The sequence below is a fragment of the Clostridia bacterium genome (assembly GCA_017438525.1).
In the GTDB taxonomy this organism is placed as follows: Bacteria; Bacillota; Clostridia; order Oscillospirales; family RGIG8002; genus RGIG8002.
Genome location: JAFRVI010000023.1, coordinates 62,943 through 75,408, shown reverse-complemented (window position 1 = coordinate 75,408; position 12,466 = coordinate 62,943). Strand labels below are relative to the sequence as shown.

General features: G+C 58.5%; 13 protein-coding genes. 5 read left to right on the top strand and 8 right to left on the bottom strand.

Annotated elements, in window-relative coordinates; all coding sequences use genetic code 11:
• Positions 1-188: 188 nt before the first annotated feature.
• Positions 189-1,427, bottom strand: coding sequence for an aminotransferase class I/II-fold pyridoxal phosphate-dependent enzyme (locus IJL83_02540; GenBank protein ID MBQ6552477.1), 1,239 nt, complete (start codon positions 1,425-1,427; stop codon positions 189-191).
• Between the two features lie 300 nt (positions 1,428-1,727).
• Between IJL83_02540 and IJL83_02535 the strand changes: the two genes are divergently transcribed.
• Both IJL83_02535 and IJL83_02530 read left to right on the top strand, forming a co-directional pair.
• Positions 1,728-2,423, top strand: a complete 696-nt coding sequence (locus IJL83_02535) for a response regulator transcription factor (protein MBQ6552476.1) — start codon at positions 1,728-1,730, stop codon at positions 2,421-2,423.
• Positions 2,423-3,820, top strand: a complete 1,398-nt coding sequence (locus IJL83_02530; protein MBQ6552475.1) for a HAMP domain-containing histidine kinase — start codon at positions 2,423-2,425, stop codon at positions 3,818-3,820. Before IJL83_02535 ends, IJL83_02530 begins: the two co-directional genes overlap by 1 nt.
• A 186-nt stretch (positions 3,821-4,006) precedes the next feature.
• Here IJL83_02530 and IJL83_02525 read toward each other — a convergent pair whose 3' ends face one another.
• The 6 genes from IJL83_02525 to IJL83_02500 form a co-directional block, all read right to left on the bottom strand.
• Positions 4,007-4,258, bottom strand: a complete 252-nt coding sequence (locus tag IJL83_02525) for a hypothetical protein (GenBank protein ID MBQ6552474.1) — start codon at positions 4,256-4,258, stop codon at positions 4,007-4,009.
• Positions 4,259-4,319: 61 nt separating this feature from the next.
• Positions 4,320-4,964: a sigma-70 family RNA polymerase sigma factor gene (locus tag IJL83_02520; GenBank protein ID MBQ6552473.1), complete on the bottom strand. Its 645-nt coding sequence runs from the start codon at positions 4,962-4,964 to the stop codon at positions 4,320-4,322.
• On the bottom strand, positions 4,961-5,395 hold the full coding sequence (spoIIAB, locus tag IJL83_02515) for an anti-sigma F factor (GenBank protein ID MBQ6552472.1): 435 nt from the start codon (positions 5,393-5,395) through the stop codon (positions 4,961-4,963). Before spoIIAB ends, IJL83_02520 begins: the two co-directional genes overlap by 4 nt.
• Before the next feature lie 21 nt (positions 5,396-5,416).
• Positions 5,417-5,734: an STAS domain-containing protein gene (locus tag IJL83_02510; protein ID MBQ6552471.1), complete on the bottom strand. Its 318-nt coding sequence runs from the start codon at positions 5,732-5,734 to the stop codon at positions 5,417-5,419.
• Positions 5,735-5,828: 94 nt separating this feature from the next.
• Complete coding sequence (locus IJL83_02505) at positions 5,829-7,085, bottom strand: bifunctional folylpolyglutamate synthase/dihydrofolate synthase (protein MBQ6552470.1); 1,257 nt, start codon at positions 7,083-7,085, stop codon at positions 5,829-5,831.
• Complete coding sequence (locus tag IJL83_02500; protein MBQ6552469.1) at positions 7,082-9,709, bottom strand: valine--tRNA ligase; 2,628 nt, start codon at positions 9,707-9,709, stop codon at positions 7,082-7,084. Before IJL83_02500 ends, IJL83_02505 begins: the two co-directional genes overlap by 4 nt.
• 171 nt (positions 9,710-9,880) lie before the next feature.
• Here IJL83_02500 and IJL83_02495 point away from each other — a divergent pair, with 171 nt between their 5' ends.
• From IJL83_02495 to IJL83_02485, 3 genes are read left to right on the top strand one after another with little or no spacing between them, the layout of a single operon-like run.
• On the top strand, positions 9,881-10,915 hold the full coding sequence (locus IJL83_02495; protein MBQ6552468.1) for an FAD:protein FMN transferase: 1,035 nt from the start codon (positions 9,881-9,883) through the stop codon (positions 10,913-10,915).
• Positions 10,905-11,288, top strand: a complete 384-nt coding sequence (locus IJL83_02490; GenBank protein ID MBQ6552467.1) for a NusG domain II-containing protein — start codon at positions 10,905-10,907, stop codon at positions 11,286-11,288. The genes IJL83_02495 and IJL83_02490 overlap by 11 nt, the downstream gene beginning before the upstream one ends.
• A gap of 4 nt (positions 11,289-11,292) precedes the next feature.
• Positions 11,293-11,805, top strand: a complete 513-nt coding sequence (locus IJL83_02485) for a Gx transporter family protein (GenBank protein ID MBQ6552466.1) — start codon at positions 11,293-11,295, stop codon at positions 11,803-11,805.
• Between the two features lie 80 nt (positions 11,806-11,885).
• Here the strand turns inward: IJL83_02485 and IJL83_02480 are convergent, their stop codons facing one another.
• Entirely contained in the window at positions 11,886-12,407 is a 522-nt protein-coding gene (locus IJL83_02480; GenBank protein MBQ6552465.1) for a hypothetical protein, read from the bottom strand.
• Positions 12,408-12,466 lie beyond the last annotated feature (59 nt).

The window sequence follows — 12,466 nt, the reverse complement described above, 5'->3', positions numbered from 1 at the left end:
CGCGCCGCAAATCCCTCGGATTTGCCTCGCTTTCAGGTGCGGAGCAGTTTTGAACGGACCGATTTTGTTTCCGTTCAAGGCAAAAGCGCAAGGCAATACTTGCTGTATTGCCGAGCATTTTAACGCGGAACGGGGCAAAATTTGTCGTTCAAAACCGTGTTGTCCTTACCGCCGATCAGTCTTATTTTTCAGCAATACTTTTCGCAGTAGGCGATCTTGATGCAGACGGAGAGCAGCTCGATCGCGGTGCGGAGCTCCTCCACGCTCGGATATGTCGGCGCGATGCGGATGTTGCGGTCGCGCGGGTCCTTGCGGTACGGGAAGGTCGCGCCGACGTTCGTCAGCTTGACTCCCGCTTCGGAGGCGAGATCGAAGGCGCGGCCGGCGCAGCCGTCGGCGGTGTTCAGCGAAATGAAGTAGCCGCCGCGCGGTTCGTTCCAGCTCGCCGCCTCGGGGCAGTCCGCGAACTCGCGGCGCAGCACCTCTATCGCCGCCTCGAACTTCGGGCGGATCAGCGCGGCGTGCTTTCTCATGTGCTCGCGCATACCCTCTATGTCGCGGAAGAATCTGACGTGGCGCAGCTGGTTGAGCTTGTCGGGGCCTATCGTCTGACGCGAGATGATGCGCTCGGCGTCCTTTATGTTGCGCTCGCTGGAGGCGAACGCCGCGACGCCGCTGCCGGGGAAGCTTATCTTCGACGTCGAGCCGAAGATGTACGCGAGGTCGGGGTTGCCCGCCTTCTCGCACTCGCTCTGCAGGTCGAGCAGCTTATCGCCCTCGTCGTAGAGGTCGTGGATGCAGTAGGCGTCGTCCCAGAAGACGCGGAAGTCCGGCGCCGCCGGCTTCAGCGCGGCGAAGCGGCGGACGGTCTCGTCTGAGTAGGTCGTGCCGTCGGGGTTAGAGTACTTCGGCACGCACCAGATGCCCTTTATCGCGGGGTCTGAGGATACGAGCTTTTCGACCGCGTCCATATCAGGGCCGGTCGGGGTCATATCGACGTTTATCATCTTTATCCCGAAAAGCTCGCAGATGGCGAAGTGTCTGTCGTAGCCCGGCACGGGACAGAGGAATTTGACTTCGTCAAGCCGCCCCCACGGCGTGCCGCCGAGGACGCCGAAGCACCATGCGCGGGAGATGGCGTCGTACATCATATTCAAGCTGGAGTTGCCGCCGATGATGATGTTGTCGCTGTTGACGTTCAGCATTTCGGCGAAAAGGCGTTTCGCCGCCGGAATGCCGGTCAGCAGTCCGTAGCTGCGGCAGTCGATTCCGTCGGTGCGGCAGTCCTTCGCGGTCGCGAGGTTTGTAAGCATTTCCTGCGAGACCGCGAGCTGCTCCGGCGCGGGCACGCCTCTCGACATATTCAGCGAGAGATCCATCGCCTTGAACGCTGCGTATTTTTCCCAGAGTTCGTTGATGTTCAGCATAACTATTCGCCCTTTATCGCTTTAATGTATTGAATATTGCAATTATATTACTTTTCCCCGTCGTTTGCAATTATTTTTTCGGAAAACCGCTCAAAAATCGTCTACTTGCACACCTATTTGTGACAAACTATCAAAATTTTGTCTATATATTTTCAAAAGCACTTCACAAATTTGAAATAATACGCTATAATACACGATAGTTGGGTTCGGAATTCTTCCGATCACCCGGCGAAAGCAACTCCGATTCCTCTATCTCGAGGGAAACAACAGACCGCTTCAACGGCGGAAAGGAGCTACGATATGGAAGATAAAAGAATTCTCATCGCGGACGACGAAGAAGGCATAAGAGATATGGTCAAGGAATACGTCAGTCTCGACGGCTTCTCTGTTGACGAAGCAGCTGACGGCGACGAGGCCCTTGCCCTGCTGGCAAAGAACAAATACGACCTGCTCCTGCTTGACGTCATGATGCCGAAGGTCAACGGCTGGACGGTGCTCCGCACGCTGCGCGAGACCTCCGCTCTCCCCGTCATCATGCTGACTGCCAGAGGCGAGGAATACGACAAGCTCTTCGGCTTCGAGCTCGGCGCGGACGACTATATGATAAAGCCCTTCTCGCCAAAGGAGCTGCTCGCGCGCATGAAGGCGATAATCCGCAGAGCCGATAACGAGAAAGCCGATACCGCAGATAAGGAAACCGACACCTTCGGCGGGCTGAAGATAGAGTATTTCTCCCGCAACGTCTACGTCGACGGTGAACCGGTCTCGCTGACGCCGAAGGAGTTTGAACTGCTCAGTTTCTTCGCGCACAACGAGCACTACGTTTTCACCCGCGAACAGCTGCTCTCTAAGGTGTGGGGCTACGACTTCTACGGCGACGAGCGCACCGTCGACACCCACATCAAAATGCTGCGCGACAGCTTGAAAAACTACCGTTCCTACATAGTCACCGTCTGGGGAACGGGCTACAAATTCGAGACGGGGAACGCTAAATAATGAAGGGTCTTGCGCTCAAGTTCTGGGCCGGTATGACCGCGCTCATCGCGGGAATGCTGGTGCTGCTGTGGGTGTTTCAGGTGGCGAGTCTGCAGAGCTTCTACGCCGACGAGATACTCAAGCAGATAAACGAGGACGCGGAATACCTCGCCGAATGCCTGTCGCGCAACGAGTCGGACGAGTTCATGAGCCGCGCCTCTTCCCTCGCCTACACCAAAAACGTCTCTGTGCAGGTCTACGTCACACAAAGTCTCTGCATTTACAATTCTGAATCGCCCAACCCGACGCCGTCTTCACTTGCGTCGAACGGCGTCTTCCGCGAAGCCGTGCTCACGGCGCTCTCCGGAAGGGAGTACACCGGCACGACGACGCATCCGAAGTTCGCCGCCGACGTCGCGATAAAGGGCATCCCCTATCGCTATTCCGACGGCAGCTACGGCGCGCTGATGATAAGCGTTTCGCTCGCGCCGGTCGGCACGACTGTAAACATACTCCAGCGGCAGCTGATAATCACCACGGTGGTACTGCTCGCGCTCGCGCTGATCATTTCGTTCATCATTTCGCGCACGCTGACTAAACCGATTCTACGCATCGAGAAGGCGACTCGGCGCATCGCGGAGGGCGACTATTCCGTCAAGCTCGACGTCAGCTCGAGCGACGAGATCGGTTCGCTCGCGGAGTCGGTCAACTACATGGCGGGCGAGCTTTCCAAGACGGACGAGCTGCGCAAGGACCTGATCGCAAACGTTTCGCACGACCTGCGCACTCCGCTGAGCTTAATAAGAGGATACGCGGAAACGCTCCGCGACGTTACCGGCGATAATAAGGAGAAGCGCGAACGCCAGCTCGGCATTATCATCGACGAGACCGAACGGCTCGACAGAATCGTAAGCGATATGCTCGACCTCTCGAAGCTGCAGTCGGGTTCGATAACCGTTTCGCCCGCGCCGTTCAACGTCGGCAGGGCGTTCGCGGATATCATTTCGCGCTACGACGACCTGAGCGCGAAAAGCGGTGTCGCAACCGCCGCGGAATGCAGTGAAGAGCTTATCGCCGTCGGAGATCTGCCGCGGCTGGAGCAGGTGTTTTATAACCTCATAAACAACGCCTTCAACCACACGAAGGCAGGCGGAAGGATAACCCTCCGCGCCGAAAAAAACGGTGAAACGGTGCATTTCTCGGTCACCGACACCGGCAGCGGCATCTCGAAGGAGGATCTGCCGCGCATCTTCGACCGCTACTACAAGGGCGAAGCCGGCGTCAGAAAGATAGTCGGCACAGGCCTCGGCCTCGCGATCGTCAAGAACATCCTCGACGCGCACCACGCCCTCTACGGCGTCGACAGCACGCTCGGCGTCGGTACGACCTTCTGGTTTGAGCTTCCGTCGGCGGAATGAAACAGTAAGCGAATAAGCAAAACCGGATCGGGCAAAGCGTCCGCTCCGGTTTTTTTGTTGCGCTTGTGTTGTGTTGTCATTCAGAGGAGCCGCGGGCGACGAGGAATCCCCTTCCATATGCGGACGCACTGCGAAGGGCGGGATATCCTTCGCCCTTCGGGCTCAGGATGACAGAAGAAAGCGGCGTCAGTTCCAGATCAGGTCGCGTTTGATCACGAGGAACGCGACGATGCCGATTATAAGCAAAGCGAGCAGGATATAATAAAGCCGCGCGCGGAAACGGCGGCGTTCCTCGCGCCGCTTTTCGCGTTTTTCGTCGTCGGCCTTGACCTCCGCCCTGAAGTCCTCGAGCTGCGCCTCGACGTTGCGGCGGCGCTCCTCGCGCTCCAAACGTTCGATCTCCTCCGGAGTCAGACCTTCTTTTTCGACTTCGTTCATACGCTCACCTCCGCGCTTCGCATTGTTACATGTATATTATAACACGAAAGCGATGCGGCAGTCAAGCGAGAATGGCACGAAGTTTTTCCAGCACCTTCTTTTCGCGGCGGGAGACCTGCACCTGCGTCATCGACAGGACGCGCCCGACGCCCGACTGCGAAAGCTCGTGGCGGTAGCGCAGCAGGATGATCCGCCGCTCGAGCGGCTCGAGCAGCGCGAGCGCGCGGCAGAGGTCGGCGCGGAGTAATGCGTTTTCCGTTTCGTCCGGTGCGGCGTATGAGGCGCTTTCGTCCGCATCGATGGAGGCGACTGGAGCGCAGGCGGTCAGCGCGAAGGCGACGCGTTCGGGAGTTTCGCCCAGCACGGCTGCGATCTCGCCGAGGCGGGCTTCGGCGCCGGTCTCCTTCTCGATGCGCTCCTTTTCCGCGAGCGCGGCGGCGGCAAGCGCTTTTACGGCACGCCCGACCTTGACGGAGCCGCCGGCGCGGAAAAGCATGCGTATCTCCCCTATCATCACCGGCACCGCGTAGGTCGAGAAGGCCGTGCCGAGCGTTTCATCATAGCGCGTCGCCGCTTTGTAAAGTCCGATACACCCCGCCTGGAAAACGTCGTCGTACTCCGCGCCCCTGCCCTTGAAGCGCGACGCGACGGCGTGGACGAGCGGCACGTTCTCGCGCACTATGCGGTCGTAATCGCGCTCGGTCATTCCTTCGCCTTCAGCGTTTTGACCATATGTACCACGGTGCCTTTGTCCGGCTTCGAACGCACGCGGAGCTTGTCCATAAACGCCTCCATAACGGTGAAGCCGAGCCCCGAGCGTTCGCTCTCCGGCGAAGTGGTGAAAAGCGGCGTCATCGCGCGCTGTATGTCCTCGATGCCTTTACCCTTGTCCTTGATGTCGATGACGATCTTACGGTCCTTGAGTATGTAGGCGTTGATATAAACGACGCCGAGCTTATTGCCGTAGCCGTGAACTATGGCGTTGGTGACCGCTTCTGAAACGGCGGTCTTTATGTCCGAAAGCTCCTCGACCGTCGGGTCAAGCTGCGCGAGAAACGCCGCCACCGCGCTGCGCGAGAAGGCCTCGTTTGACGAACGGCTGACGAACTGCAGCTTGAACGAATTGAGGTATTTCATATGTTCTCCTTTCCCCGCGGCTCAAGTGGCCGCGGATTTGATTTCAACCAGCTTCTGCACGCCCGCGAGCCGCAGCAGCTGAAGCGTGCGCCTGTCCGCGCATTCGACTATCACCCTGCCGCCGTAGGGCGCGACCTTGTTGTAGCGACCGAGTATCAGCCCGATGCCGGAGCTGTCCATGAACTTCACGCCGGAAAAGTCGATGACAACCGACTCCGGACGCAGCTTCGCGATCCACCTGTCCGTCTCCTCGCGCACCGGCTTCGCGGAGTGGTGGTCGATCTCCGCCGGCAGTGAAAGCGTCAGCGTGTTGGCGCGCTGCTCGTATTTCAACTCCATCGTTTTCACCTCTCATCCCCGTTCTCTCATATTTTGCGCATAACAAAAACGGGCTATACACGAGTATAGCCCGTCCGGTTTGAATATTTTGACGCTATTTGTCGGCTTTGAAGATTTTTCTCGCCTCCGAAACCAGATACAGCGAGCCGCAGACGATCACCGCGCCGGTTTCGGGATCGCCGCGGGCGGCTTCGACCGCCTCCGCGACCGAAGGCGCGGCGGACGCCTCAACGCCGAGTCCTGCGAGGAGTTCGCGCAGGTCTTCCGCTTCCATACAGCGCGGATTGTCAACCTTTACGGCGACCGCTTTGTTTACGACGCCGGCGAGGTGTTTCAGCGATTCCGCGGCGTTTTTGTCCTTCATCATCGCGACGACGGCGGTCACGCGCACGCCCCCGAACTCGCTTTTCAGCAGCGCGGCGAGGGACTCCATGCCGGAGGGGTTGTGCGCGCCGTCAAGCACGACGGGCGGCTTGACGCTGACAGTCTCGAACCGCGCAGGCATCGTCGCCTTCATCAGCCCGAGCGCGATCTTCTCGCGCGTCAGCTTATAGAAGCCGCTGCACGCCAGCTCGTCGAGCGCTTCTATCGCGGTCACTGCGTTGAGCGTCTGATGCGCGCCGCGCAGCGTGATCACGTAGTCGTTGTTTTTGTAGGTGAAGAAGTGTTCCCTGCGGCGAAGGCGCATCAGGTCGGGGATTATGACCTCGGCGCGTTTCTTCTCCGCCGTTTCGCGTATCGCGGCGAAGACCTCCTCCGCCTGCTCCGGATAGACGACGACGGAGCCGCCGGACTTGATTATCTGCGCCTTCTCGAGCGCGATCTTTTCGAGCGTGTCGCCGAGCAGCTCGGTGTGGTCGAAGGAAACGGATGTTATTACCGAAACGACCGTCGTCATAACGGCGTTCGTGGCGTCGAGGCGGCCGCCTATCCCCGCCTCCAGCACGACTATATCGCACCCGTTGCGAAAGAACCACTCCATCGCCGCGGCGGTCAGCAGCTCGAACTCGACGTAGTTATCCGGATCCGCTTCCGCGACCTCCTTCACCTTTTCCATCACGGCGGCGAAGAGCTCCTCGGGGATATACTTCCCGTTTATCTGTATGCGCTCGGTGAAACGCACGACGTAGGGCGAGATGAAAAGCCCCGTCTTGTAGCCCGCCTCCTGCAGCGCTGAGGCGCAGAACGCGGCGGTAGAGCCCTTGCCGTTCGTGCCCGCGATATGCAGGAACTTGAGGTGATTCTGCGGGTTGCCGAGGCCTTCAAGCAGGGTTTTTATCCTATGCAAATCTACGGTCGGCGATAACCGACCGTAGGAATGCAGATATTCCAATGCTTCGGAATAAGTCACTTGATCTCTCCCAGTTTCGCGAGCGAATCCTCGATCTTCGCGAGCATCTCCTTGAGGGAGGCGAGCTTTTTGCGCTCCTCATCGACGAGCTTCGCGGGCGCCTTCGAGATGAAGCCCTCGTTGTTCAGGCGGCTCTCGCAGCGCGTGATCTCGTTCTCGGTCGCGGCCTTCTCCTTGTTGAGGCGGGCGCGCTCCTTCTCGGGATCGACCAGCTCGTTCATCGGGATCATCAGCTTCGCGGACGGCACGACCATCGTCAGCGCGTTGGCGACGGAAAGCTCGCGTTCTATCTCGATCTCGCTGACTCCGGCGAGGCGCTTGAAGAACTCCGCGCCCTTGGCGAATGTCTCCGGCTTGTCGGTCTCGATGAAGAGCGCCGCCTTCTTCGAAAGCGGGATGTTCATCGCGGCGCGCTTGGCGCGGATCTCCTTTATCGCCGCCATTATGAGATTCATGCTCTCCTCATCGGAGGCGAAGTTGAGCGCTTCGGAGTATTCCGGCCAGGGCGCGGCGACGAGCGCCTTGCCCTCGTGCGGGATGCTCTGCCAGATCTCCTCGGTGATGAACGGCATAAAGGGATGCAGCAGCTTCAGGATCTTGTCGAGCACGTAGACGAGCACGCGCTCGGCTCCGGCGGCCTGCTCACCGCCCGCGAAGAGGCGTATCTTCGCAAGCTCAATGTACCAGTCGCAGAAGTCGTCCCAGATGAAGCTGTATACCTTGTCGAGCGCGATGCCGAGCTCGAACTTGTCGATGTTCGCGGTCACGTCGGCGACGACGTTGTTGAGCTTCGAGAGTATCCACTTGTCGTCAAGCGTCAGCGTTGCGGGAAGCGCGGTTTCGTCGCTGTGCAGGTTCATCAGCACGAAGCGCGCGGCGTTCCAGAGCTTGTTGGCGAAGTTGCGGCTCGCCTCGACCTTCTCGTCCGAGAAGCGCATATCGTTGCCGGGCGAGTTGTTCGTCGCGAGCGCGAAGCGGAGCGCGTCCGCGCCGTACTGCTCGATGACCTTCAGCGGATCGATGCCGTTGCCGAGAGATTTCGACATCTTCCTGCCCTGCGAGTCGCGCACGAGGCCGTGGATGAATACGGTCTTGAACGGCGGCTTGCCGGTGTGCTCGAGGCCGGAGAATATCATTCTCGCGACCCAGAAGAAGATGATGTCGTAAGCCGTCACGAGCGTCGTCGTCGGGTAGAAATAGTCGAGGTCGGCGGTCTGCTTCGGCCAGCCGAGCGTCGAGAACGGCCAGAGCGCGGAGGAGAACCAGGTATCGAGGACGTCCTCGTCCTGGCGCATATGCTTCGAGCCGCACTTCGGGCAGACGGCGACGTTCTCTTTCGAAACGACCATCTCGCCGCAGTCGTCGCAGTAATACGCGGGTATGCGGTGTCCCCACCAAAGCTGGCGGGAGATGCACCAGTCGTGGATGTTGTTCATCCAGTTGATGTATATCTTGGAGAAGCGCTCGGGTACGAACTTGATCTCGCCGCTCTCGACCGCTTCGATTGCGGGCTTTGCGAGCGGAGCCATCTTGACGAACCACTGGCGCGACGCGATCGGCTCGACCGTCGTCTTGCAGCGGTAGCATTCGCCGACGTTGTGGACGTGATCCTCGATCTTGACGAGGTAGCCCTCCTTCTCGAGGTCCGCAACGATCTGCTTGCGGGCGGCGTATCTGTCGAGCCCGAAGTAGCGGCCGCCGTTCTCGTTGATGCAAGCGTTCTCGTCCATGATGAGTATTTCCTCAAGGCCGTGGCGCTTGCCGACCTCGAAGTCGTTGGGATCGTGGCAGGGCGTGATCTTCACGCAGCCGGTGCCGAACTCCATATCGACGTATTCGTCCGCGATGATGGGTATTTCCCTGCCGACGAGGGGCAGGATCGCGGTCTTGCCGACGATGGATTTGTAGCGTTCGTCGTTCAGGTTGACAGCGATCGCGGTGTCGCCGAGCATCGTTTCGGGACGCGTGGTGGCGACGACGAGCGATTTCGACGTGCCCTTGATGGGATATCTGATATGCCAGAAGTGGCCGGGCTGTTCCTTATACTCGACCTCCGCGTCGGAAAGCGCGGTCGTGCAGCGCGGGCACCAGTTGATTATGCGGTTGCCGCGGTAGATGAGCCCCTTGTTGTAGAGGTTGATGAAGACCTCCTTGACCGCCTCGGAGCAGCCCTCGTCCATCGTGAAGCGTTCCCTGCTCCAGTCGCAGGATGAGCCGAGCTTGCGCAGCTGCTTGAGGATGCGGCTGCCGTAAAGCTCCTTCCAGTCCCAGACGCGGCGGACGAAACGTTCTCTGCCGAGGTCGTAGCGCGTTTTGCCCTCGTTGTTGCGGAGGTCCGCTTCAACGACGATCTGCGTGGCGATGCCGGCGTGGTCGGTGCCGGGGATCCACAGCGCGGAATAGCCCTGCATACGGCGGGTGCGGATAAGGATATCCTGCATCGTTTCGTCGAGGGCGTGTCCCATATGGAGCTGACCGGTCACGTTCGGTGGGGGAATGACGATCGTGTAGGGTTTCTTCGCGGGATCGACCTTCGCGGAGAAGTAGTTGCCCTTAAGCCAGAAGTCGTATATGCTGTCTTCCACTTTGCCGGGGTCGTAGGTTTTTTCGAGCTCTTTTCTCATTTGCTTTCCCGTACCTTTCGTATGAAACGGACGCGCTGACGCGTCTTCGCATTTCTCTGTTTGAGATTATCTCACAAACAAGCGGATATGTCAAGATTTCGAGCGCGTTTTACTTGAAAAAATCGCAAACCGTGCTATTATATAAGTATAAACTCTCACGGAGGATTCCCGATGAAAAGGATAATCGCGGCGCTTTCCGCGCTGACTCTCATATTCACACTCGCCGCCTGCGGAAAAGGCGGCTCATCCGGCGCGGCCGAAGTCCGCACCGCGACAGTCTTCGCGATGGACACCTTCGTCACCTTCACCGCTTACTGCGGCGACGGAACGCTCGAAAAGGCCGGGCGGCTCGTGACGGAGCTCGACGCGAAGCTTTCGCGCACGAAGGCGGACAGCGATATCGGAAAGCTAAACGCCTCCGGCGCGGCGGGCGCCGAGGTGAGCGCCGAGACCGCGGAACTGCTGAAGGAGGCGCTCGCCTGCTGCGCTGAGTCCGACGGCGTATTCGATATAACGATAGCGCCCGTAACGGATCTCTGGGACGTCAACGGCAAAACCGTGAGCGGCAGCCGCCCGACTCTCCCCTCTCCCGCTCAGATCGCGGACGCGATGCTCTGCGTCGGGTATAAGTATCTGACGGTCGACGGCAATACGGCGAAATTCGCCTATGAAGGCATGAGCTGCGACCTCGGCGGCATCGCAAAGGGCTACGCCGCGGACAAGGCGGTCGAGCTGCTCCGCACCGACGGCGTTTCATCCGCGCTGATACAGGTCGGCAGCAGCGTCTACGTCATGGGCGAAAAGCCCGACGGCAGCGCCTACACGGTCGGCGTACGCGATCCCGAGGGCGGCGCGAACGACTACGTTGGCACTCTCGCGCTGAAGGATAAGTACGTAACCTCCTCCGGCGACTACGAGCGCTATTTCGAGCTTGACGGAAAGCGCTACTGCCACATCTTCGACACCGCGCTCGGATCCCCGATAGACAACGACCTGCGCAGCGTGACCGTCGTCACCGACAGCGGAACGCGCGGCGACTACCTCTCCACGACGCTCTTCTGCCTGGGGCTCGAGAACGCGATGCGAAAGTGTCAGAACGAGGGAGTTTCCGCGCTATTCATCACGAAGGACAGGCGCATTTACACAGTCGGCGCGGACTTCGACGGTTTCACGCTGACGAGCGGAGATTACACTCATGAAAAGTAAGCTGAGCTTGAAATTCAAACGGCACGACGCGATCGTCATCGCCGCGGCGCTGCTTCTCGCGGCGGCGGTGTTCCTGCTCACGCTCCCGAAGGCGGGCGGAGACCGGCTTTACGCCGAGATCAGCCGCGGGGGCGAAGTTCTCGCAACGCTTCCGCTCGACACGGACGCGGAATATATCGTCAACGGCGACTATGAAAACGTGGTTACGATCGCGAACGGAAGCGCGTTTTTCAGCTCGTCAAACTGCCCCAATGAAGACTGCGTACACGCCGGACGGCTGACGAAGGCGGGACAGCTCGCCGTCTGCCTGCCGAACGGAGTTACGCTCCGCATCGTCGGCGCCGAAGCCGACGTCGACGCGATAGCGGGGTGACGGCATGAAGAACGGCGTTAAGAAACTGACGGTCTGCGGACTGATGACCGCGCTCTGTCTGATACTCGGATATATAGAGCACCTGCTTCCCCTCTCGCTGCTGATACCGCTGCCGGGGATCAAGCTCGGGCTCTCGAACATCGCGCTGCTGGTGCTGCTGCTGAAGTACGGGCCGGCTTACGCCTACGGCGTTACGGCGCTGAAATGCACGCTCTCGGCGCTGCTTTTCGGTTCGGTCACGTCGCTCGCGTTTTCGCTGACGGGCGGACTGCTCGCTATGACGGCGATGTGGCTGCTGACGGCGGCGTTCAAGGAGAAGCTCTCCGTCTTCGGAGTCAGCGTCGCCGGCGCGGTTATGCACAACGTCGGGCAGCTCGCCGCGGCGTCGGTCTTCATGAGCTCGGCGGCGGTGTTTTCGTACCTGCCGCTGCTCGCTCTCGCCGGAACCGTGACCGGCCTCGCCACCGCCGCAGTCACCTCCCGCGCCCTGCACCTGACGGGATATGATAAGGAATAGTAGACAAATAATAAACGAATAGCACGGCAGCGACTGCCGTGCTATTCGTTTATTACTAAAGAATTATTAGTTTATATCATTCAACAGATAAGTTCCTTAGCCTGTCGACGCAGAGCTGCTCTTTGGGCATCTTTTTGCTCATTATTCGAGGCGATGGAATCATTGATTGCTCTATCGCTTTTCGCTTTAAAAAACACACCAACTATCGCTCCAATAGCCAAAACAAAGAAGAAAGCGCTGAATCCGCCTCCCCCTCCAATAACTATGAGCATTCCTATAAGAATCAGTATTGCAGCAACAGCTATCAGAAATTTCTTAAGTGCGCTGGAATACGGACCGCTATTCTCCGGAACTGCAAGATACTGGTTTTCAAGTTCTTTGATAGTGCTGTAATTTGCCATATTCGTTTCGCGCTTAAAAAGCAGGTTTACATAGTTTTCGGTCGTGGTCACATTGTAAATCGTATCGCCTTTTCTTTCGAGATGTGAATCGGTATTCTTAATTTCTTGACTGCTGAAAAGCTTCCATCCAAAATCCTGCCAAAGTCTTATTACAGCCTCTTCATCAGCAGGTGCAACCTGAACCTTTTTTGTTTCTTCCATTCTTATCCCTCCAAATATTATAATGTTACAAATTGTAACATTATTAGTGTAACAAATTG